A 19,577-nucleotide genomic window follows, 5' to 3' on the forward strand; every position below is an offset into this window, starting at 1 on the left:
CGGGAAGTGACCACCGTGACGTCGATCACGGACGGGCATGTCCTGCTCGTCAAGCCCGCGTAACGCTGTGTTTTTGACGCATTCGACAGTCAACGGCGCAAGTTGGCACGCCGTTTGCACGACATGAGCTGACAGCTCCAGGAGCGCACCATGTCGAAGCCATCCGTCACCGCCAAGCATGTCCCGCCGATCTTCCTCGGCATGAAGGCCGTCGCGATCCTCGCAGTCGCCTGGGGCGCGGTCTATCCGGCGCTGCTGTGGGGCCTGGGCGCCGTGCTGCCCTGAGCCCGGCGGCAAGCCTCGCTGGAGTTCCGCCATGAAAGCCCCCGCCCGCCTCGGCGGCGCGCACGTTCCCGCGCCGCGCCCCACGTCCGATCACCGCTGGCGCCGCGTCCTGCTGCGCGCGCTCGGCATCGCCGTCGCCCTGCTGGCGCTGCTGGCCGCGCTGGTCTGGCTCGACCATGCCGAAGGCGACCTGCGCCAGGTCCGGGCCTCGCCGACGGCCCCCGTCCCGCCCGCATTCGCCCCGTCGCCGACAACGGTCTCTTGATCCGGACCGCACTGGTGAGCCGCTACCGGCGCGGGCATAGTCCGCGCCGACAAGGAGCGACTTCACCATGTGGGCACTGATCCTCGGATTGATCCTGTTCCTCGGACCGCATTCGGTCCGCATCGTCGCGCCGGCCTGGCGTGACGCCCGCCTCGCCGCCTGGGGCGAGCGCCGCTGGAAGTTGAGCTACACCGCCGTTTCCCTCGTCGGCCTGCTGCTCATCCTCTGGGGTTATGGCCAGGCGCGACTCGATCCCCATCCACTCTGGGCGACGCCGCGCGGCATGAATCACCTGGCGGGGCTGCTGATGCTGGGGTCGTTGATCCTGCTGGCGGCCGCCTACGTGCCGCGCAACCACCTCAAGGCCAGGCTGGGGCACCCGATGGTGCTGGCGGTCAAGCTGTGGGCTTTGGGTCACCTGCTGGCCAACAACACCGTCGCGGACCTCGTGCTGTTCGGCGCCTTCCTGGTCTGGGCGGTCCTGGACTACCGCTCGGCGCGGCGTCGGGCCGAGCCACGCCCGCCGGCCGGCACCGTGCGCGGGACCGCGATCGCGGTGGCGATCGGCGTCGTGGTCTGGGTCGTGTTCGTGGCCGGACTGCACCGCGCGCTCATCGGCGTCAGCCCGTTTCCGACCGTCGGATGAAGGAAGCCCCGCGCGCTGGCGGGGCCCTCTAGCGCGATCGGCGCCGCGGATCAGAGACTGCGCTTGCGCTGCAGCACCAGCAGCCAGAAGCACACGCCGGCCAGCGCCAGCCCGCCGAAGAACTGCGGATGCAGCGCCGCATGCAGGACCTGCGGCAGGCCGTCGCGGGCGAAGTCGGGGAAGCGGAACAGCATGTCGAAGAAGTCCTGCATGTCGAGCCGCCCGTCGCCGTTGGACTCGACGATCAGCCGGGTGCCGCTCTGCACCCAGGCGCTGGCGACGCCTTCCATCTGCGTCTTGAGCAGCTGCTTCAGCGTCTGGGCGACGGGCTCGTCCTTGTAGATCTTGAGGAAGGCGCCCACGCCGATCACCAGCAGCGGCGCCCCCCAGCGCCGGAGCCAGGCCGAGGCGGCCATCAGCGCCAGCGCGATCGGCGCGATCCACAGCGACGCCAGCACCACGCCGACGACCAGCCGCAGGCTCAGCCAGAGCGTGGCCTGGAACAGCGCGGCCCACTGCGTCTGCTGCAGCGCCGAGAGGCCGAACTCCTTGAACGCCATCGCCGAGCCGACGACCACGCCACCGGCGACGCCGAGCAGCACGGCGACCGCCGGCATCAGCACGCCGTGCGCGACGATCGGCGCGCCCAGGCTCGCCGCATGGCTGCCGGGCAGCGAGGACCAGAACTCGATCGAGCGGTCCTGCTGGTCGCGCCGGGCCAGGCCCAGCAGCTGGTAGCCGGAGACGGCCATGGCCAGGGTCAGCACCAGCGCGACCGTCAGCAGGCCGGCGATCAGCGCGACCGGCTCCGGACTGGGCACGTCGATGCCGTCGACCTGGCTGAAGGGCACCAGCGCCAGCAGCACCAGGATGGGCACCAGCACCAGGCCGAGCCAGGCGCGCTTGTATTGCAGCCACTCGCGCAGCAGCAGCGTGTTGAAGAGCGTCATGGGATGTCCTTGAGGAGGGGTCGCGGGTCAGGCCGATTCCGGCGTGCGCGCCTGGATCTCGGGCTTGCGGGTCAGGGCCATGAACAGGTCCACGAGGCTGGGGCGGACGCGCTGCCCCAGGTGGGCGACCGAGTCCGGCGCGACGCCGTCGAACAGCGCGGCCGGCCGGCCCTGCACGCGGTAGCGCAGCAGCGGGTGGTTGGCCGCGACGGCCTCGGCGGCTTCGGGATCGTGCGACAACGCGACGAAGCGCTCGTCCATCTCCGCCAGCGAGATGTCCAGCACCAGCCGGCCCTCGTCCAGCATGATCACGTCCGACAGCAGCGACTCGACCTCCTCCACCTGATGGGTGGAGATCAGCACGGAGCGCTCGCCGTCGCACCACTCGTCGATGAGCATCTCGTAGAAGCTCTTGCGCGACATCACGTCCAGGCCGAGCGTGGGCTCGTCCAGGATCATGAGCTTCGCGTCGATGGCCGCGACCAGCGCCAGGTGCAGCTGGGTAACCATGCCCTTGGACAGGTGCTTGACCTTGTCGTTCTCGCCGACGGAGGTGCGGCGCAGCAGCTGGCGGGCGCGCTCGGTGGAGAAGCGCGGCTGCAGGCCGGCCATCAGGCGGATCAGTTCCGACACCCGCGCCCAGCTGGGCAGGACGGCGACGTCGGGGATGTAGCAGAGCGAGCTCAGCAGCCGGGCGCGGTCCGCATGCGGGTCCAGGCCCAGCACGCGGAGCTGGCCGGTGGGCTGCTTCAGGCCGACCAGCGTTTTCATCAGCGTGGTCTTGCCGGCGCCGTTGTGGCCGAGCAGGCCGACGACGCGGCCGGCGGGGATGGAGAAGGTCAGGTCCTGCAGGGCCGCCTTGCGGCCGTAGTGGAGGCTCAGGTGGCTGGCCTCGATGAGCGTCTTCATGCGTCCTCCCAATTCAGGTCCTGGGGGCGGAGGCCCAGGCGGCGAAGTTTCTCCCGCAGGCGGGGCCATTCCTCCTGGAGGAACTGCTCGCGCTCGCTGCGCAGCAACCGGACGCGGGCGCCGTCGCGGACGTACATGCCCAGGCCGCGGCGGCTCTCGACCAGGCCCTCGTCCACGAGGGCCTGCAGCGCACGGCTGACGGTCAGCGGATTGATGAGGTACTGGCTGGCGAGCGCGCGCACGGATGGCAGCGCCTCGCCCTCGGGGGGATCGCCGTCCAGCAGCTGCGACGCGAGGCGGTCGGCGAGCTGCTGATAGATCGGCGCTTGATCGTTCCAGCTGTGCATGACGCGAGGCGCCGGAGCGCCGGTGTGTTGCTGATGTAGCACACCATATCAACCGGCCCCGGCCCGCCCCCAGCGGGGGGCGACAGACTGCAGAAATGGGGGGATGAAGCGGGGAACTGGGTGTCGGTTCTCACTCAAGGTGGAACTCTTTTCACTCAAGGTGGAACTTCCTGCCCTGCCCCGCTCGCGACTAGCGACGGCGGGCACCTCTCGGCAAGGCAGCCCGCCAGGGGAGGCCCGCTACGCAGCGATTGCGGCCGGTCGGTGCGCTGGATGCAAAGGTCAGCAACGGTCGAGGAGCAGCCACTCGCCAGTGGCAGCTTTGAGTTAGTCCGTTGGCGCCGATCGGGATTCGAGCCTAGTTACGCGCTTGCGCCGATCACGCGGTGAGCCAGTCCAAACGGAGCAAGCCCAGCGCGAATGCGAGTTGGCGTCGATCGACGTAGCTCAAAAGCTCTTCGGCGCGACGGCTCATTTCGGCATCGGCGACAAGAGTCCACGAGTGTCTGCTCCAGGGTAAGCTGGGTTTGTTTGCCAGGCGCGACAATCGTTTTCCAGTTCAGATCCGAGGCGCAAGCATGAGCACTAAATCCACGGTCGACTCCGACGAGGTCGAAGGTTGGTTCGAAGAGGAATCGAGCGAGTCGCTCCTCCCCGTCGACGGGCGGTCGCAGGATCCCGCGGAGAAATATGCACGCAGCCAACTGCGGGTGGTGCGCGAGACTAAGGACTACCAGCTCGACTATCTCAAGCATGCGCTGCAGCCCGGCAAAGAGCTGATCGATACAGCGCCCGGCTACCAACGAAGGCTGCGGTGGACGAACAAGAAGCGATCTCTGCTGATCGAGTCGTTTCTGTTGAACATTCCCGTGCCGCCAGTTTTCTTGTTCGAGCACGACTACAACGAATACGAGGTCATCGACGGACGTCAGCGCATCGAAACCATCCGCGCGTTTCTGTCCAACGATTTCCCCTTGTCCAGTCTCGAATACTGGCCAGAGCTCGAGCGCAAACGGTTCAACGACTTGCCGGGTGTGCTGCAAAAGGGCCTGCTGCGAAGAAGCCTGCCCGCCGTTGTTCTACTCGCCGAGACGCGTGGCATCGGTGCCAATGACATCGACGTGCGACGCGTGCTGTTCGATCGACTCAATACGGGCGGCATCAGGTTGAATCCCCAGGAATTGCGCAATGCGTTGTATCCCGGCGAATTCAATGCGCTGCTGATCCGCTTGGCGCGCTCCGCGCCGTTCACCGCGACTTGGGGCGTTCCTGCGTACAAAGCAGGGGAAGAGGATGAGCCCTCGGAAGATCTCCTCAAGAACGCGTTGTTTTCTTCTTTGGCCGACGCGGAGTTGGTGCTCCGGTTTTTCGCACTGCGTGATGCAATCGTTCGCAACAAGACCGGTTCGCTACGTCGCATCCTCGACCGCTATATGGCCGAGATGGTCAAGATCTCCTCCGGCCAGGAGGCGGACATGGAGCGCCAATTCCTCGAGACTTTGTCTCGTCTGGTGGCCTTGTTCGACGGCGAGCCGTTCAGGCTACCCAAGACGAAACGTCCCAGTCGCCCTTTGTACGATGCGCTGATGATCGCGTTGAGCTTGAATCCGACGCTTGATATCGAGGCGCAACGAACGGAGATCAAAGCTGCCCTCGACAAGGCGCTCGAATCGGACACGAACTACGACGTTCTAGTGGGTCGCGGCAACACAATCGAAGCGGTGCGACAACGCGTCGGGCTGGCCGCCGCAATTTTGAAGGCTTGACCCGAGATGAGTGCACTCGATCCAGTACTCGCGGACTTCAAGGCCGACGTCGAGCGCGCCGAGCACTTGCTCTCGCTGGTCAAGACGTTCCGGGAATTCGGCGCTAGCACGCCGCCGGTCACGGCCGCGGGGCAACCCGATGCCTGGCCGGCGGCCAAGTCGCTTCACGAGGCCTCAGCGCAACGGCGCACCGACCTGCCCGTGCTGTCCGGCTCGCTGCAGTTGTACCTCGCCGGACGCTTCGAATATTGCATCCGCCAAATCGTCGAAGTCGTCGCCGACGAAATCGGTGCTCGCGCGAAAAAGTTTGCGGACCTGCCCGAGTCTCTGCGTAGCGAACTGAAGACGCGCACACTCGAGGTCGTCCAGAATCCGCGCCGCTACGGCTATGACGAAAGCGAGGCCGACGCGCTGCTAGCCGCGTTGGTGGCTAGCAAGGCCGCCCTCGCTTCGCCGGTGCCCATTGCTTCCAAAGTGCTGACGCTCACCGAGGCCAACATGAGGGATCGGTTGATGGCTGACGTCTTGAAACGAGTGGGAATGACAGAGTTTTGGACAAACCTCGGCAAACAGGCGCCGGTCAAATTGGAGCTTGAACAGACCGCCGACGGGGAGACTACCAAGGTGGCGCAAGCACGGCTCAACTCGATCATGGACGAGAGAAATCAGGTCGCGCATCCCACGGCCAGCACGCATTTTCCTGATCCCGACCAGGTGCTGAAATCGGCGCGATTTCTCAAGATGCTCGCATCGACGACCGTGGATCTCGCTAAGGTCTACCTGGCTTCGTATCACCCCTGAATACGCCGGGCGCAGGTCGTCCGTCGGCCCCGATCGATTGGCACGAACTCTGGCTGATGGCCCTCGGGCGGACCAAAGCCGGAAGATGTAGCACAAAGTCGGCATCGGGCACTGCATTAACGGCATGGAGCTTCACCGAGCGGCGGCTCGACCAGCTCTGCGGGTGCATTTGGGAAGTCGTCGTTTCCGGCGGCGATTCGAGCGTCCTCCGGAGCTTTCAGGTTGATGACCGCGGCTCGGACCGCAGGGGATCTGCATTCCGCTGGGTCAATGTGGCGGATGAAGTGCGCGTCGTGCTCGATCAGAATTTCGTGGACCCGCTGCCCCAGTTCGGCATCCTCGGCGCGGACGATCATGACCTTACAGGTGTCCATGGACGCATAGCGGTTCTTGCCCACGGCTGCGATGATGGCCGACCGCAGCGCATCCGCCTTATCGAGGGATGTGGTGCTCTCCGAATCGAACAGCATCTTCATGTTCGTGGCGAGGCCCCAAGAGTAGGTCGCGTTCTCCACCAACCCCTTGTAGATCTGGATGAAGCGCCAGAGGCAAGACCGCGACCCGCCGGACGATCAGTTTCGGCTGAGTGAGAACCGTCATCCTGCGCTCGCCAGCCCTTCGCGGCTGGCGACGGCGGGCGCCCCCAAGGGTGAAGCGCGGGCTTGGTCGGATATCCGCTATTCAGCGGCTGCAGTCCTCCGACTTGCTCAACCCAACGCCGCAAAGCTGCCGTTCAATGTTTGACTTCAGCGGCGCCGAACTTCCGCTGGAAGGGGGTTGGGCGTCACTCCCCTTCGAAGTAGTCGTTGTCCATCCGCTTCAGTTCGTACATGCCGACCGTGGACACGCCAACGTTGTGATCGATCATCAGCGCAGTCAGTTGCTGCCCGTCGACAAGAATGATCTTCGAGCTTATGACTCCTGCGTATTCGATCGCCTCTCGACTGTATGAAGATGTTGTGATGAACACGCCCTTGTTTGCTCGCTGGCCTTGTAGAGCGCCAGCAAACTTTTGGATTTCTGGACGACCGACTGTTCCTTCCCACCGCTTTGCCTGAACATAGATGACATCAAGCCCAAGCTTGTCCTCTTTGATGATTCCATCGACACCGCCATCGCCGCTCTTCCCGATGGCCCGACCTGCGTCTTGCCGAGAACCGCCATACCCCATGGAAACCAACAGATCAATAACAAGGCGCTCGAAGAAGGCGGGCGAAGCTTGTTTGACTTGATCAAGTAGTTCAAGCTCCAGATCGCCGCGCAGCCTTCGATATGCCGAGGCGAGCATGTCCTCAGGCGTTTGTTGCGGTGGAAGATCGACATCCACTGGAGCGGCAACAACCGCTCCGCTTTGTTGGGATACTGAGGGTTCTCCGGGCTCTTTTCGCCGCGCCCTGAAGGCCCTGAATTCTTCGAATTGAAGGAGCAGTGTCGTGTCGATGTGATTCGGTCGAGATGCAAGCGCTGCCTTCCCGCGAGCCGTAATCTTGAAGTAGCCGCGCCTCAGCGACTCCAATAGTCCCGCTTGCTTCAGATACGTCCTCGCCCACCCTACGCGATTGTCAAAGAGCGGAGCAGTTCCGCTCGGAAGCATCTCTGCGCGCTCCGCATCAGTGAGCCCGAAGTGAACCGATAGGCTTTCGACGGCATCACGAAATCGATGCTCTGCTCCGTCTGCTGAAAGCTCGAGAAGCGGAAGCATCGCGGATTCATAGTCAGGGATTGGCACTGTCTCTCCTATGACGCCCAACGTCTGAATTCAGCGGCCACCAAAGTCGGTTCGCTGGAATGACGGGTTTCGGATGTTGCAGTACAGCAGGCGTACCGGGCAGGCGTGTTTGTACCGGTCGCGAGCCCTCATCCGGTTCCACGGCCGGCAGAGATGGCTGGCCCCGAGGGGCAGCAAAGCGGTCCTTGGCGAACAGCCTCAACCAGCCTAAAGCGGGCATCGCCGAAGCGTCAAGACGAGGCGGGCTCTGCTCGGCGTTTACGAGCGCCCTTGTGCATCGTCACCGGCGTCGCTTTAAGCACGCGGTCGACCATTGCAGCGAGAAAGCGTCCTGGGTCGAGCTCATCGGGAGTCGCGTCGAGCCGGATCTTGACCTTCGGAAGCTTGGCGATGGCTTTTTCTAGATCGCCATCGGCGGCTGGAACAACATCGTCCCCAGGCTCCACGCCCGGCTCTTCGGGGACACCTTGCTCAGGCTCCTCGCCGTCGTCGATGACCGACGCACCGGAATACTCCATCAGCACGAGTCCCGTTGCGTGATATGCGTCGTCTTCTTGTCCGAGCTTGATCAACAAGTCGAAGAGCCACTCGGCGGTGCCTGGTTCCTCCAATAGCGCGTTGGCGCTTAGTCCGAACACGAAACCGAGGGCCGCTTGCGGATGTCGCAGTCGTAGATTCTTCGCGTCGCCATAAGACTCCTCGATACGGTTAGGTGCGTTCTTGCCGAACGACGAGTCCATACGCTTGGTCGAGATCAACAGTTCGGGCCCAGTGGACCAATCCGTGATGATCACGTCGACCTGCTTCAGATAGTTCTTGCCCAGGATCTTTGCGCTCGCAGAGGTCACGCCGGTCATCGCGCCTTCCTTCTTCAGCAGTTTCTTGACTGCCGTTGCATCATCTCTTGGCAAGGCCTTCAGCAGGTTGGCCACAGAAGCTGGAAGGATGCGCGGATGTTCGGGGCGCGGCCAAGTCTGGTCGGGTCCGAAGCCCGCTCGCCGCAACTCATAGCTGAGCCAAACGTCGAGCGCCAGCGCCGGTACGCCGGACTGGGTATTTGCCTTGAGGGACAGCGGCACGCCCAGGAGCAGGCACAGCGTCCCGTAGTCGGGCTCGTATCGCCGCTTGCCGTCGGCAGCTGTGACCCACGGATTGGTGTGTTCGCCCTCCGGCGCAGCGTTCTCAACAATGCGATCGAACAGGGCCCATGCCTTGGCCTTCGCGGTCTTCTCAGTAGCCACTGCCCGACCTCATCTCTCTGCGGCTCGCTAGCAAATTGCGCGCAGCCCTCATCTGCCCAACCTGCTTGCTGGGGAGCGCTCGTCCATCGATCAGAAGAGCGTGGTCGACCAGGTCTACCGCACCCATTAAGTCACCCTTGGCCAACATTGCGCCGACGCACTTTTTGACCGCGCGCAGCGCTGACGCACGCGAGCGCACCAGTGAGAGCGAGGGCACGGCCCAGAGGTCGGCTTCCTTTGGCTCGAGCTTCAAGATACCGCCGCCGTAGGCGCGCCCCACCATCTCAGCGTGCATCAACGTCGCGGAGTTGATGCTTGCCAGCGAGAGAAGCTCGCAGCCGGTCTCGCGATTGGCCTCGCGAAGGTACACGCCGTGTACGGAATTGAGGTGATACGCAGCGGCTTCGTTCGCGACGAGCCGAGGCGTGTCTGCGTTCATGCACGTTAGAAGCAAATCGGCTGGGCGCACGAGCGGCACGCGATACCAGACCTTGCGAACGCGACATTTGTAAGCCAAATCAACGCCCGTTCGATGCCCGTCCTCGATGTAGGCTTCGGCCTCTTTCGAGGGCTTCTCGCGCGGGTAGAAAAGACGCGTAGATTGGCCATCCTTGCCCAAATTGGCGAGCAGTTCCATAGACAGCGACAAGCCTCGCAAATGCGAGCTGCCTGGCGGTGACAAGGGCAACAGCTCAGCGGCCTTGAGTCCAAGCTCTTTGGCGCGGCAGGGAGAAACAGCGAAGTACTTGTTGTTGCCGGTGACGATTCCCAGCGTTGTGTCGCCCCACGACTCAAGCGGAGCGAAGTGGCCTGCGCGGGTAAGCGAGGACAAGGCGTCGAGAGCAGCCTTGTCCACCATGCTGCCGGTCCACTTGCCAGCGGGATCGACGGGCTTCCACGCTTGGCCCGCGTCCAAGCTTGCCAAGCTCTCGGCATCTCTCGCTTGTCGGATCGTGGCGTGGCCGGCTGGCCCCCCACCGTAGCCTTCCGCGAGAAGGAGGACGACGTCGGCCTCCGCCTCTGGAAACACTCGTTGTGTAAACAGCACGAGCTCAACTTTGCGGAAGCGGTCGAACAAGAATTGGCGCACCGGCGCCGCGTAGTTCACTGACAGTAGCTCCGCTGGAAGCACGAGCCCCAAGCGGCCCCCGGGCTTCAAAAAAAGTGCCGAGTGCACCGTGAAAGCGGCCCAGCTCGAAGCTAGGCCTGTGAGCGCAACGCCGCCACGCAGCGCGGCCTCTCTGGACTTGATGCGAGCTTCGCCCGAAAAGCTCTGATAGCGGATGTAGGGCGGGTTGCCGATGACGGCGTCGTAGACCGGATCGGGCCTGACGTCGAAGAAATCGCTTTGGCGTACTCGCGCATTGCCCCCTGCCTCGCGCACCCTTTGGCGGGCGACTTTCGCACTGTGCGCGTGGATCTCAACGCCGTCGACCGTCGGCTGGCCTCCTTGGACTCCCCGGAGCCTCGTAATCTGGGAGACGGCGGCGACCAAAAAGGCCGCATCCCCTGCGGATGGCTCAAGCACGCGATCGTCTTCGGACCTAATCGCCCACCGCGCGACAAAGCTTGTGATCGCCTCCGGGGTGAAGAAAGCACCGCGCTCCTTCCGGAGTTCGGGGGTGTCTTTTGGATGGATGAACGAGGTCGCCATGGGGTCCATCATTCTAAAGGCGGGGCGGTCGGATCGTCTTCCCGAGCGGGCAAAGACGGCGCGTCGATGCGTTTCGCTTCGAATGCTGTCAAAACAGCTGCATCAACTCTACCGACGCGCTGCTCAGGCAGTAGTTCGGACAACATGTGCGTGAGGACGAGGGGGTTGCCAGGCGCCTGAATGAGACGTTCAAGCGCTTCCCGATTTAGCTCGAAGACCGTACTTGCCAAGGCGTCGGCGGCTAACATTTCGCAGGGACCTGTCGCATCCTCTGCGCGTCGGACGTAGGTGAACTCAAGTACGTCGCACCGAAGATCGCCTCGCAGGAACACCCAGTTTGGAAAACTGATGTCGATGGCTACCAACACCGACTCGATAGCTGGCCACAGTTCCGTTGACTCGCGAAGGCTCGGATGGATGCGTATGGCGGTCTCGCGGGCGAGTTTTCTAAGTGCAGGCGACGAGATCAGCTCTGCCAGCTTCATCAGCAAAACCGCTGCCTCCAGCGCGCTAAAACCGCCAAGCTGCACCAAAGCCTCGGCGCGCTCTTCGTCAAACGCGTGCATCAGCCGGCGCGAACCGCCATGCGCTAAGGGCTTCCAGAGCAGGTCATCCACCGGCGATGGCAAGGTAAGCAGCTGCTCACGCACCCAATCAACCGAGACCGGCTCATCTCGAAGCAGCGCCCGCATCGGCGAATCGATGAATCTTTCCGTACCAGGATAGCGACCCTCGGCAACCGAGATCGTCGGGGCCTGAGGCACCCGCCGGCCTGCCGGGTACATCGCCCACTTTCCGGTGCGCTTCTTTCCGTCATTACCTCGCTGAACAAGCCGCGGCTCAAGGTGCTCCTCGATGTCGTCGGGCGAGTCTAAGCCCGACCGCGCCTGAAGCACGCCAAACCACAGGCAGGTGAACAGCACGTCGATGATGTGCCGCGGTGGGTGCCCACGACCCTTCGTCTTGCGTTGATCAGCCATGGCCACGGAGGGGACAGATATTCGATTAACTGTACGGCTGTTCAAAAGCGTGACCAGCTAGAACACTGCGCGGACCCTCACGAGAATCCGAGGCCACATGTCACAGGAACGAGCCGCCCAGCAGGCTGCTTTCGTTAATGAACTGCGCGGGGAGCTTGAATCGCTGCACGGCCCGCTTCTTGGCGGAACGAAGCTGATTGCAGCGCTAGGCCTCACCAGTTCAGCCTCGCTGCGTCAGGCGCGCAGGCGAGGCCGCGTGCCCGTTCCCCTGTTCACGCTGCCGAAACGGCGCGGATTCTTCGCCCTCACCCGGGATGTGGCGATCTGGCTTGCCGAAGCTCGACTCGCCGCATCTCATTCACAAACCGGAACGCAGCGGGAGGAGCCGATGACCTGATGATCTGATCCCTTTTCCCGCCCAGAAACGACAAAGCCCGAGGCGGGAACCTCGGGCTTTGCGTCCGACCCGAAGGCCAGATCAAGTAGGGACTTGTTGTGGTCAGTATGGGCCGCATACCGCGAGGCGTCAAGCCTTGGGGTAGCTGGGCGAACTCATCCCTTCATCTTGAAAGGACCGCCCATGCGGAAGCCCAGCACTTCAGCAGGCATAACCATGCCCGCGACGCGCGCCAGCGCACCTGACGATCCCCCTGACGAAATCAGAGCCGCGATGCGGCCAACTGACGTTTTCACCACGCCAGTTCGGCGGCTCATCAAGCCCACGACGCCGCGAACAGTCCACTTGCTCAACATCCCGGCGCTGGCGGCGCCAGTCCAGGCTGAAGCGACGACCGAAGCAGACTTCGTGCGCTTGGCCGCGCTGTGCCCTACGGTCAAGCACATCGCAGCACAGCCATGCACCCTGCTCCTCAGCGGTCAGGCGTACACGCCGGACTACCGCGTCGAGTGCCACAGCGGCGCCGTGTCGTACTGGGAGGTCAAGCTGGAGAAGCGCTTCGACGATTACCGAGCGCTGTTCAACCGGGCTGCGCAATACCTGCATGAGCAAGGCGAGCGCTTTTACGCCGTCTCCAACGTGTCGCTGCGCTTCCGTGGACACCACCTGCATGCCGAGCTGCTGCACCGCTACGGCAAGGCAGAGCCAGCTGAGGCCGATGTCGCCCGCGTGCTGACCGAGGCGCGCGGCCATCCGAATGGGTGCTCGGCGGTGCGACTCGCCGCCCGTGCCAGAGCTCCGCTGGAACTGATCTACCACCTGCTCGCTAGTCGCCGGCTGACCTTCAAACGCCGCATCGGCGAAGCCGACCTCATCACCTTGCCCGAATTCCTGGAGAAAGAAGATGACCTTCTGCTTGCAAGCTGGCTTGATGTTTCGCCGTGGCGAACGAACGCTGGAACTCATGCGCGAGCTGCCGGACGGCAGGTTGGCCCTTGAAGACTGCCTGACCCGCCGACAAGCCGTGTTTGATAGAGCGGAACTGCTCAAGCAAGTCTGGAGCGGCCGGCTGGCGATTCTGGATCAAGGCGCCGCGGCGCCAACTGCTGCACGAGCTGCAGCACCGAGCATCCAGATGATCGCGTCCTTGAAACCAGCGGCCCGGCAGGAGCTGGAACGACGCATGACATACCTGAAGGGGCTCGATCAGGCGCATGTTTCCCTGGGCAGACGCGCGCAGATCGCCAAGGTGATTGACACCGTTGCCTCCCGCTTGAACGACACGAGAAAACCTTCGACCTCTGCAGTGATGAGGTGGGCGCGGCAGCTGCATGCAGCCCAGGGATATGCCGGCGCGGTCGTGGACAAGAGGGCAACGAGGAAGGCGAGTCGACGCATCTCTCCTGTGATGGAGCAGATCATCGTCAAAGCCCTTCAGCAGGTTTACCTGACGCGAGCACGCAACTCGCTCGTCCATACCCAGGCGGTGATCCACGCTGAGGCTGCAAAGAGAGTTCGGGCTGGTCAGCTTACGCAAGACGATGCACGAATCAGCTTGGCGACGCTCAGCCGCCGGGTTGCCGACGTCGACCGATACCGCGTTATCGAAGCGCGTCAAGGTTCGGCGCGAGCGCGCTTGGTGTGCAGGACCAGCATGGACGGGGCTGCAGCCAGCTATCCGCTGCAGCGCGTGGAAGTTGACCACACTCCCATGAACTGGGTCGTCGTCTGCGATCGAACCGGCCTACCGCTGGGCCGTCCGCTGCTCACCGTTTTGATCGATGCATTCTCCAACTACGTGTTGGGCTTCTATGTGAGCTTCTACGGGGCCGGCCTGACCAGCGTGTCGGGCGCGCTGCGATGTGCGATCCAGGCGAAGGACGAAATGACCCAGGGATTGCCGCTGTCCAACCGATGGCTGGCTGCGGGCGTCCCGGATCGACTCATGCTTGATAACGGATTGGAATTTCACAGTCCGGTCTTCCAGCTGATGGGTTGGGAGTTGAGGATGGACTTCACCTACTGCCAGGTCCGTACTCCGTGGCTCAAACCGCACGTCGAACGCTTTTTCTCAACGCTAGACACGCTCACCCTGGCCAAGGGTCGCATTCACAAGCGCATCGCCAACGTCGTCGAGATCGATCCCATAGAAGGTGCCGCCGTGATGTTCTCGGACTTCGTGAAGGGCATCGTTCAGTTCGTCGTCGACGTGCATCCCTTCCAGATCAACCAACGCAAGCTGGCCCGCCCTCATGATTTGTTCGTGGAAGGCGTAGAGCGGCGACCGCCCGTTCACTTTCCGCGTGACATGGAGGCACTGCGGATGGCCTCAGCGCGGTCGGCGAAGAGAACGGTTGGCCCTGGCGGTGTGGAGATCCAAGGCTTGCCGTTCGGCGGACCCGAACTGCTGGACATGCGTAAGCGCCACGGGGAGCGATTCCTGGCGCTCGTCAAATGGGACCTAGACGACATGAGCCAGATCTGGGTGCAAGACCCGCAGACCAAGCAGTGGGTTGTCAGCGGCTGCCGGTGGCGCCACTACGCCGAGGGTCTGAGCTGGAACCAGCATTTGGCCATCAGGAAGTTCGCGCGCCAAGAGCTGAAGAACTGCAATGCTGTGGAGTATCTGGAGCAGGCCCGGCTGCGGCTGCATGAGCACTGGATGGACTCCACGGGCTGGAAAACGCGCGTAGACCGGAAGCTAGCGGCGATCGCGGCAGGCTACACATCTGCACGCGTGCTTGCGAGGGACGACCTGCAGCCGCCAGCGGACAAGCGCTGCCAAGCACTTCCCGAACCGCCGATTCCAGTGTGCGAGGAAGAGTATGAGACCGTCGTCTTGAAGCGAGGTGGCCAATGGCACTCCATGTAATCGACACTGGAGACCAGCTCGATGATGACGACGAGAACGTCCAGGCAAGGCGCATGTCCATGTACTCGCCACGAGCCATTAAAGCGGCCCGCAGCCTTTCAAACGCCTACATCCTGTTCCCCCAGATCAAAGCAGCACTAGCGGCCTTCGATCGCGTCTATCAACTCTCCCGGGACGTCGCCATTCCTCAGGGCGTGCTTCTGATCGGGCCGCCGGGTTCGTCCAAGACGAGCGCGGCGCATTACTTCATGCAGTCCCTGCCGCCAGCATCAGATGTCGTCGATGGCTTCGGAGCTCTGTATGTGCGCATGAGGCCTGGCGCCACGGCGGGTCTGATCGTCTCCCAGGTGCTGAATGCCGTCCGGCATCCATTCACTAACGTGCGGCACGATAGGCTAGCGCCAATGCGGGACATAGCCTGCGAAGCCCTGCAGCACAAGGGCACGCGATTGCTCTTCGTCGACGAGGCGCAGTCCCTGACCCAACGTGGACGCGGGCGAGTCGTCGACGAACGGGACACGTCCGCGGCAAACATGCTTCGCGAGATCATGGACCGCGCCGGCATCGGCCTGGTGTTGCTGGCCGATCAGCGGCTGCCGGGCCTCGACCACGTGGACAGGGCCTTGGCCGACCGCGTCTCGGTTCGGTTGTCGCTATCCCACTTCGACAACGACGCAGCATGGGCAGCCTTCCTGACGGGGTTGACCCGCTGCGTCGACCAGCCGAGCATGAAACTATTCGCCAACACTGCGGCCCGGGCCGCCACGCATACCGCGACAGCGGGTTCGCGTCGAGCCACCATGCGGCTGGTCGTTGAAGCCCTCCTTATCGCCGTCGATGCGGAAGCGGCCGAGGTGACGCAAGCCCACCTGCAACTCGCATTCCAGCGCACGAGGGGGCCAGGCCATGAACTGCCCAATCCCTATGGAAACGCTTGAGCCGCGCCAGTTGCCGGTGAAGCTCGAACTCGCGCCGGCGGAGTCGGGCTTGGGCTTCGCGCTGCGCGCCCTTCGAGCCAACGGCGTGGCGTTCGACCAGGGCATCCGGTGGCTTGGCTTGGAACGCCATCGGCCGCTCGATCAGCAATCGGTGCGCCGCATCGCTTGGTGCCTGAACGTTGACCGCAGCCAGTTGGGCACGCGATTGGTGATGCAGGACGCTAGTACCGGATGGGTGCGCTTAGCCGGCATGCGCTTCCGGCGCCAGGTGGCGACCAACAAACTGTACGCGAAGGTCTGCCCCCAATGCCTGAGGGAGCAGGGCATCGCCAAGTTGAGCTGGCAGCTGCGTGCAGCGGTCGGGTGCGCGCAGCACGGCTACAGCCTGATTTGGCTTTGTCCTCACTGCGGTCAAACCATCGCATGGAACAGGCCAGACGTGGACATCTGCCGATGTGGGCGGCACTTCAAGACCGATTCTTCCGATGCGGTTGAACCAGAGGTTCAAGCGTGGCTGAACTGGATGGAGCGCGCGCTCGGCGATGTCGCACTTTCGTCGCCTACAGCGCTTCCAACCGCAGCTCTGCACCTGAGCATCGACGGCGCTTTTCGGATCATCGAGGCGCTTGGGCTCTGCCCCCGCGCGGGAACGTCGGTCCGATCCGCGCTGGCGGGGTGCAAGACGCCTCGTGGACTGGGCGCCGTCGTGCAGCGAGGGGTGGAGCGACTCAAGGCGATTGAGGCGGACCCGGGAGTTGCCATGCGATTCTCCATGGTGGCGAATCAGCCAGCGTTAGCGCAGATCGCCGCGGACGCTGCAGCCGTCGAAGACCAGGCGCTTGCTTGGTGGTTGATGCAGAGCATGCGCAGCAGCGTGGATCCTGGCGCGACTCGGGCAGGAAGTCGACCACGAGGGCAGCTCCCGCTGTTCATCTCATGAGTGGGGATCCTGTGCTGCTGGGCGGTGTTCCTAAGCCATTCGGCATTGAGGCGGCCAGCAGCTGGCTCAGCCGGCTGGCGCTCGCTCAAGGATGCACTGTGCGCGAACTGTTGCGGTTCCTGAACCTGAGCAGCGACGAAGATCTGGATGTTCAGCTCCGAGGCAATGCGCTTTCCGAGCTGCGACGCAAGTGCGGCTTGCCGGGGGTCTCATTCGCGTACGCTGAATTCGTCATCGACGGGGTCCAGTACGCCAAGCTTCGCCACCGCTGTCTGCTCTCCGACCGTCAAAGAAGCTCGCGATTCCGCGTGTGCCCAGACTGCCTAATGCGAGAAGGTGAAGGTGGCGGGACCATGTTCATTTTGTGGCGCTTCGTGGATTGGCGATATTGCCCGCTTCATCGGTGCTTGATGGACGAGCGATGTTTTGCATGTCGATCCCATATAAGGTTCCCAATTGACATGGACCAGACCCGCGCGGGTCGCGAAGGATTCGCGTCACAACGACGGTGCCAGAACTGTGCAGCCGACCTCGCGGAGGCGCCGCGGGTGACGGTCGATTTCGATAGCTCAGCGCGCTTTTCTGAGCGTGAACAGGGATGGCTGCTGGCGGGGCGGAAATTCGTGGCGACGTTTTGCGGTGAAGGTTCGGGCGATCCAGCCCACCTCTGCCCGTCGATGGAACGGCTGTTGATGGTGGTAGACGACCTTCCGCGTCCGGAAGCGTGGCGCATCGCCGAAGCACGCATACGTTTTCAAGCTACGCGCGAAGCAAACGCAACTTCAAAAGGCCTTTGGAGCAAGGGCGGGACCGAGCATCCGGCTTGGCCTTGGCCGCCAAGCCGTTAGAGTTGTGACATCGCACGGACGTCGTTCCTCGCATCCATAGGTTCGATCGTCGGCTCCCGTCGTTGGAAACACGGCCTCTGCGCTTGAAGGATGTCAATGATCACGACCAAGGCCGCGCGGCGCCTGGCTCACGAACAGGCTCTAGCCAGCACTCGTATCGAAGGGCATCGGCCAAGCGCAGAGTTCCTCGCGGACTGCGAAGCGGTGATCGAGGGCAGCATGTCGCAGGAGCAGGCACGCGCAGCAAGCTTGGCGCGGGCTCAAGCGAGGGACAGCGTGGCTTCGAAAGCGAGCGCTAACAACGAATCTCGCGACATCGATCAATCAAGCGAGATCCGCTCGCGGCGTTAGGGCTGTCTGCACAAGGTCCGGGTCACATAAGCTCCTCGTGGAGCCGGGTTGTCTGACTGACACGTCGATCTCAACAGTAGTCGACCACCCCGGGGCACAAGGGGGTCATCAAAGGCACGACGAGCTGACTCGCGCGCGGGAGTAACGACATTGACCAGACGATCGGCGCCACTCGGCTAGCTGTACCAAGGACGCACCTTCAGCACCTACAAGACACAGAACCGTAGGAGGAAGCGGATGGACGAGAACTGGGATGCGAGCATCGACGTGACGAGATGTGCCGAGGGCTGGTTCTCCGCTGTTCTCGTTCTTGTACCGCCTGCGGAGATCGGACCGCCAATCCGACTTCCTATAGACGGGAAGTTCGCCGACCCGGAGCTGGCCGAGATGGCCGCGCTGGACGCGTTTGCAGCGATGACTCGCGGCTAATGGAGCAGGCGGAGGCGGCGCTTCAACCGAAGGCCAGTGGGGGGCCAGGGATCCGGAGGCCTCAGCCTGGTTTGCCAAGGAAACTGAGATTTCGCCTTAAGCAGCTCGTTCGCAGTCTCCGGTGGGCTCATGGCAGCTGAGTGACCTTCGACTGATTGCACGTTCGGCGCACGTCCCCAGAATGTTCCCCAGCAGGGCATTTTTGGGGCTGAAGCGTCCCCGCAGCTCCTGCGCAACCAGGGAGTGTTCGCGTGGCAAGACCATCTTTCAACAGCGCCTGGGCGGCGTTCATGGCCGTTCGGGTTCCCGTCCTCGAAGTGGGCAAGAAAATCGGCGGGAACGTTCAGAAAAACATCGAGCTACCCGAAGGCGGTTTCCGCAATGCGTGCCCCATTCGGATGAGCTACGTCCTCAACAAGACCGGCTTCCCGATCCCCAAGAGCCGCTTGTACGCCATGGTCAGCGGGGGCGACGGTCAACAATATCTGTACCGGGTGGCGGACATGATGACCTACATGGAGAAGACCTTCGGGAGGCCGGACAAGACGGCCAGGGCGCCGAAGGAATCGGACTTTGCAGGCATGAAGGGCATCATCGTCGTCAAGGGCAGCGGCTGGGGCGACGCCCGCGGTCACGTTACGCTCTGGGATGGCACCAAGTGCTCCGACGTCTGCCACCTGATGCACGACCCTGACAATGGCCCCTTCGTCCCGGAGACGGCATCTATCTGGACTCTGCGATGAAAGTGCTCCTTCTCGGCGCCATGATCCTTTCCTCCGCCGTGTGCGCCCAGCCGAGCCAGTCCCCAGCTGCGAAGGTCACAGCGAGCGCGACGGCCAGCTACTCTCAGAAGACGCTGCTCAAGAACTGGACCGTCAGCGTGTGCCTGGCAAAAGTGGCCAAGACCCAGGAGGCCAAGGAGGATGCGAACGCAGCCGCCAGTGCCTACATGGAGTTTGGAAGGCAGCCCATCGAAGCCTACGAGCCCCTGCGAGAACTCGCCGACAGTTATTCGAAGCGCGTCTACAGCGGCGCTGTACAGTCGGAGTTCAACACCATGAAGTGCATCGATCTGATGCATAGCAGAGAACTCGAAGTGCTCGCCACGCGCCTGTCGAAGCAGGCCCGATAGCCTGTTGATTCCCGCTCGATACTGACCCACCGTTTCCATCCAATCTTGACCCACCCTTGTTCGAGCCTCTGAGGCTCAGGCTGTGGGTAACTTCTTG

Annotated in this window: 23 protein-coding genes and 1 pseudogene; 16 read left to right on the plus strand and 8 right to left on the minus strand. The window is 63.1% G+C overall.

Annotated features, from left to right (window positions below):
• Window positions 1-150: 150 nt before the first annotated feature.
• From FHT37_RS25580 to FHT37_RS24875, 3 genes are all read left to right on the plus strand, one after another.
• On the plus strand, window positions 151-285 hold the full coding sequence (locus FHT37_RS25580; RefSeq protein WP_255488915.1) for a hypothetical protein: 135 nt from the start codon (window positions 151-153) through the stop codon (window positions 283-285).
• A 31-nt stretch (window positions 286-316) separates the two neighbouring features.
• Complete coding sequence (locus tag FHT37_RS24870; protein WP_183485899.1) at window positions 317-550, plus strand: hypothetical protein; 234 nt, start codon at window positions 317-319, stop codon at window positions 548-550.
• A gap of 67 nt (window positions 551-617) precedes the next feature.
• Window positions 618-1,196, plus strand: a complete 579-nt coding sequence (locus FHT37_RS24875) for an NnrU family protein (RefSeq protein WP_183485902.1) — start codon at window positions 618-620, stop codon at window positions 1,194-1,196.
• 50 nt (window positions 1,197-1,246) lie between these two features.
• Here FHT37_RS24875 and FHT37_RS24880 read toward each other — a convergent pair whose 3' ends face one another.
• Genes FHT37_RS24880 through FHT37_RS24890 form a run of 3 tightly spaced genes read right to left on the minus strand, consistent with a single transcriptional unit; the run spans window position 1,247 to window position 3,402 of the window.
• On the minus strand, window positions 1,247-2,146 hold the full coding sequence (locus FHT37_RS24880) for a hypothetical protein (RefSeq protein WP_147239853.1): 900 nt from the start codon (window positions 2,144-2,146) through the stop codon (window positions 1,247-1,249).
• 27 nt (window positions 2,147-2,173) lie between these two features.
• The gene (locus FHT37_RS24885; protein ID WP_183485905.1) at window positions 2,174-3,055 is read right to left on the minus strand and encodes an ABC transporter ATP-binding protein; all 882 of its coding nucleotides are present in this window, start codon (window positions 3,053-3,055) and stop codon (window positions 2,174-2,176) included.
• Window positions 3,052-3,402 (minus strand): GntR family transcriptional regulator, encoded by a 351-nt coding sequence (locus FHT37_RS24890; RefSeq protein WP_091731914.1) that lies wholly within the window; start codon window positions 3,400-3,402, stop codon window positions 3,052-3,054. The genes FHT37_RS24885 and FHT37_RS24890 overlap by 4 nt, the downstream gene beginning before the upstream one ends.
• A gap of 578 nt (window positions 3,403-3,980) precedes the next feature.
• On the opposite strand from FHT37_RS24890, the gene FHT37_RS24895 reads away from it, so the two are divergent.
• Together FHT37_RS24895 and FHT37_RS24900 are read left to right on the plus strand one after the other, a co-directional pair.
• The gene (locus tag FHT37_RS24895; RefSeq protein WP_183485908.1) at window positions 3,981-5,168 is read left to right on the plus strand and encodes a DUF262 domain-containing protein; all 1,188 of its coding nucleotides are present in this window, start codon (window positions 3,981-3,983) and stop codon (window positions 5,166-5,168) included.
• A 6-nt stretch (window positions 5,169-5,174) separates the two neighbouring features.
• Entirely contained in the window at window positions 5,175-5,969 is a 795-nt protein-coding gene (locus tag FHT37_RS24900; RefSeq protein ID WP_183485910.1) for a HEPN domain-containing protein, read from the plus strand.
• A 116-nt stretch (window positions 5,970-6,085) separates the two neighbouring features.
• On the opposite strand, the gene FHT37_RS24905 is transcribed toward FHT37_RS24900, so the two are convergent.
• The 5 genes from FHT37_RS24905 to FHT37_RS24925 all read right to left on the minus strand — a co-directional run bounded on the left by FHT37_RS24905 (window position 6,086) and on the right by FHT37_RS24925 (window position 11,573).
• Complete coding sequence (locus FHT37_RS24905) at window positions 6,086-6,445, minus strand: hypothetical protein (RefSeq protein WP_183485913.1); 360 nt, start codon at window positions 6,443-6,445, stop codon at window positions 6,086-6,088.
• Between the two features lie 308 nt (window positions 6,446-6,753).
• Window positions 6,754-7,671: a restriction endonuclease gene (locus tag FHT37_RS24910; RefSeq protein ID WP_221211227.1), complete on the minus strand. Its 918-nt coding sequence runs from the start codon at window positions 7,669-7,671 to the stop codon at window positions 6,754-6,756.
• 257 nt (window positions 7,672-7,928) lie between these two features.
• Complete coding sequence (locus FHT37_RS24915; RefSeq protein ID WP_183485918.1) at window positions 7,929-8,939, minus strand: hypothetical protein; 1,011 nt, start codon at window positions 8,937-8,939, stop codon at window positions 7,929-7,931.
• On the minus strand, window positions 8,929-10,593 hold the full coding sequence (locus FHT37_RS24920) for an N-6 DNA methylase (RefSeq protein ID WP_255489997.1): 1,665 nt from the start codon (window positions 10,591-10,593) through the stop codon (window positions 8,929-8,931). Before FHT37_RS24920 ends, FHT37_RS24915 begins: the two co-directional genes overlap by 11 nt.
• Before the next feature lie 8 nt (window positions 10,594-10,601).
• Complete coding sequence (locus tag FHT37_RS24925) at window positions 10,602-11,573, minus strand: hypothetical protein (protein ID WP_183485920.1); 972 nt, start codon at window positions 11,571-11,573, stop codon at window positions 10,602-10,604.
• Window positions 11,574-11,670: 97 nt separating this feature from the next.
• Here FHT37_RS24925 and FHT37_RS24930 point away from each other — a divergent pair, with 97 nt between their 5' ends.
• From FHT37_RS24930 to FHT37_RS24975, 11 genes and pseudogenes are all read left to right on the plus strand, one after another.
• Complete coding sequence (locus FHT37_RS24930; RefSeq protein ID WP_183485922.1) at window positions 11,671-11,970, plus strand: hypothetical protein; 300 nt, start codon at window positions 11,671-11,673, stop codon at window positions 11,968-11,970.
• A 183-nt stretch (window positions 11,971-12,153) separates the two neighbouring features.
• On the plus strand, window positions 12,154-12,969 hold the full coding sequence (locus FHT37_RS24935) for a hypothetical protein (RefSeq protein WP_183485924.1): 816 nt from the start codon (window positions 12,154-12,156) through the stop codon (window positions 12,967-12,969).
• On the plus strand, window positions 12,875-14,842 hold the full coding sequence (locus FHT37_RS24940; protein WP_183485927.1) for a Mu transposase C-terminal domain-containing protein: 1,968 nt from the start codon (window positions 12,875-12,877) through the stop codon (window positions 14,840-14,842). Before FHT37_RS24935 ends, FHT37_RS24940 begins: the two co-directional genes overlap by 95 nt.
• Window positions 14,827-15,780 carry a TniB family NTP-binding protein gene (locus tag FHT37_RS24945; protein WP_183485930.1) on the plus strand — a complete coding sequence of 318 codons (954 nt, stop codon included), beginning with the start codon at window positions 14,827-14,829 and terminating at the stop codon, window positions 15,778-15,780. Before FHT37_RS24940 ends, FHT37_RS24945 begins: the two co-directional genes overlap by 16 nt.
• Window positions 15,767-16,720 (plus strand): TniQ family protein, encoded by a 954-nt coding sequence (locus FHT37_RS24950; protein WP_183485933.1) that lies wholly within the window; start codon window positions 15,767-15,769, stop codon window positions 16,718-16,720. Before FHT37_RS24945 ends, FHT37_RS24950 begins: the two co-directional genes overlap by 14 nt.
• A pseudogene (locus tag FHT37_RS25820) lies at window positions 16,717-17,118 on the plus strand (TniQ family protein); the annotation flags it as partial. The gene FHT37_RS24950 and the pseudogene FHT37_RS25820, both read left to right, overlap by 4 nt.
• A 63-nt stretch (window positions 17,119-17,181) precedes the next feature.
• On the plus strand, window positions 17,182-17,568 hold the full coding sequence (locus tag FHT37_RS25585; RefSeq protein WP_255489998.1) for a hypothetical protein: 387 nt from the start codon (window positions 17,182-17,184) through the stop codon (window positions 17,566-17,568).
• 96 nt (window positions 17,569-17,664) lie between these two features.
• Complete coding sequence (locus FHT37_RS24960; protein ID WP_183485939.1) at window positions 17,665-17,919, plus strand: antitoxin VbhA family protein; 255 nt, start codon at window positions 17,665-17,667, stop codon at window positions 17,917-17,919.
• A gap of 237 nt (window positions 17,920-18,156) precedes the next feature.
• Window positions 18,157-18,348 carry a hypothetical protein gene (locus FHT37_RS24965; RefSeq protein WP_183485942.1) on the plus strand — a complete coding sequence of 64 codons (192 nt, stop codon included), beginning with the start codon at window positions 18,157-18,159 and terminating at the stop codon, window positions 18,346-18,348.
• Window positions 18,349-18,599: 251 nt separating this feature from the next.
• Window positions 18,600-19,091 carry a type VI secretion system amidase effector protein Tae4 gene (locus FHT37_RS24970; protein WP_183485945.1) on the plus strand — a complete coding sequence of 164 codons (492 nt, stop codon included), beginning with the start codon at window positions 18,600-18,602 and terminating at the stop codon, window positions 19,089-19,091.
• Window positions 19,088-19,480 (plus strand): T6SS amidase immunity protein Tai4 family protein, encoded by a 393-nt coding sequence (locus FHT37_RS24975; RefSeq protein WP_221211229.1) that lies wholly within the window; start codon window positions 19,088-19,090, stop codon window positions 19,478-19,480. Before FHT37_RS24970 ends, FHT37_RS24975 begins: the two co-directional genes overlap by 4 nt.
• The last annotated feature ends 97 nt before the right edge of the window (window positions 19,481-19,577 follow it).

It is taken from the genome of Mitsuaria sp. BK037 (assembly GCF_014193045.1).
Classification (GTDB): Bacteria; Pseudomonadota; Gammaproteobacteria; order Burkholderiales; family Burkholderiaceae_C; genus Roseateles.

Bases quoted from the DNA above. Each gene is read 5' to 3' on its own strand.
- FHT37_RS24960 (WP_183485939.1), top strand. From the start codon at position 17,665: ATGATCACGACCAAGGCCGCGCGGCGCCTGGCTCACGAACAGGCTCTA.
- FHT37_RS24920 (WP_255489997.1), bottom strand. From the start codon at position 10,593: ATGGCGACCTCGTTCATCCATCCAAAAGACACCCCCGAACTCCGGAAG.
- FHT37_RS24950 (WP_183485933.1), top strand. From the start codon at position 15,767: ATGGAAACGCTTGAGCCGCGCCAGTTGCCGGTGAAGCTCGAACTCGCG.
- FHT37_RS24890 (WP_091731914.1), bottom strand. From the start codon at position 3,402: ATGCACAGCTGGAACGATCAAGCGCCGATCTATCAGCAGCTCGCCGAC.
- FHT37_RS24930 (WP_183485922.1), top strand. From the start codon at position 11,671: ATGTCACAGGAACGAGCCGCCCAGCAGGCTGCTTTCGTTAATGAACTG.
- FHT37_RS24880 (WP_147239853.1), bottom strand. From the start codon at position 2,146: ATGACGCTCTTCAACACGCTGCTGCTGCGCGAGTGGCTGCAATACAAG.
- FHT37_RS24940 (WP_183485927.1), top strand. From the start codon at position 12,875: ATGACCTTCTGCTTGCAAGCTGGCTTGATGTTTCGCCGTGGCGAACGA.
- FHT37_RS24935 (WP_183485924.1), top strand. From the start codon at position 12,154: ATGCGGAAGCCCAGCACTTCAGCAGGCATAACCATGCCCGCGACGCGC.
- FHT37_RS24965 (WP_183485942.1), top strand. From the start codon at position 18,157: ATGGACGAGAACTGGGATGCGAGCATCGACGTGACGAGATGTGCCGAG.
- FHT37_RS25580 (WP_255488915.1), top strand. From the start codon at position 151: ATGTCGAAGCCATCCGTCACCGCCAAGCATGTCCCGCCGATCTTCCTC.
- FHT37_RS25585 (WP_255489998.1), top strand. From the start codon at position 17,182: ATGGACCAGACCCGCGCGGGTCGCGAAGGATTCGCGTCACAACGACGG.
- FHT37_RS24905 (WP_183485913.1), bottom strand. From the start codon at position 6,445: ATGAAGATGCTGTTCGATTCGGAGAGCACCACATCCCTCGATAAGGCG.
- FHT37_RS24870 (WP_183485899.1), top strand. From the start codon at position 317: ATGAAAGCCCCCGCCCGCCTCGGCGGCGCGCACGTTCCCGCGCCGCGC.
- FHT37_RS24900 (WP_183485910.1), top strand. From the start codon at position 5,175: ATGAGTGCACTCGATCCAGTACTCGCGGACTTCAAGGCCGACGTCGAG.
- FHT37_RS24885 (WP_183485905.1), bottom strand. From the start codon at position 3,055: ATGAAGACGCTCATCGAGGCCAGCCACCTGAGCCTCCACTACGGCCGC.
- FHT37_RS24875 (WP_183485902.1), top strand. From the start codon at position 618: ATGTGGGCACTGATCCTCGGATTGATCCTGTTCCTCGGACCGCATTCG.
- FHT37_RS24975 (WP_221211229.1), top strand. From the start codon at position 19,088: ATGAAAGTGCTCCTTCTCGGCGCCATGATCCTTTCCTCCGCCGTGTGC.
- FHT37_RS24925 (WP_183485920.1), bottom strand. From the start codon at position 11,573: ATGGCTGATCAACGCAAGACGAAGGGTCGTGGGCACCCACCGCGGCAC.
- FHT37_RS24910 (WP_221211227.1), bottom strand. From the start codon at position 7,671: ATGCTTCCGCTTCTCGAGCTTTCAGCAGACGGAGCAGAGCATCGATTT.
- FHT37_RS24945 (WP_183485930.1), top strand. From the start codon at position 14,827: ATGGCACTCCATGTAATCGACACTGGAGACCAGCTCGATGATGACGAC.
- FHT37_RS24895 (WP_183485908.1), top strand. From the start codon at position 3,981: ATGAGCACTAAATCCACGGTCGACTCCGACGAGGTCGAAGGTTGGTTC.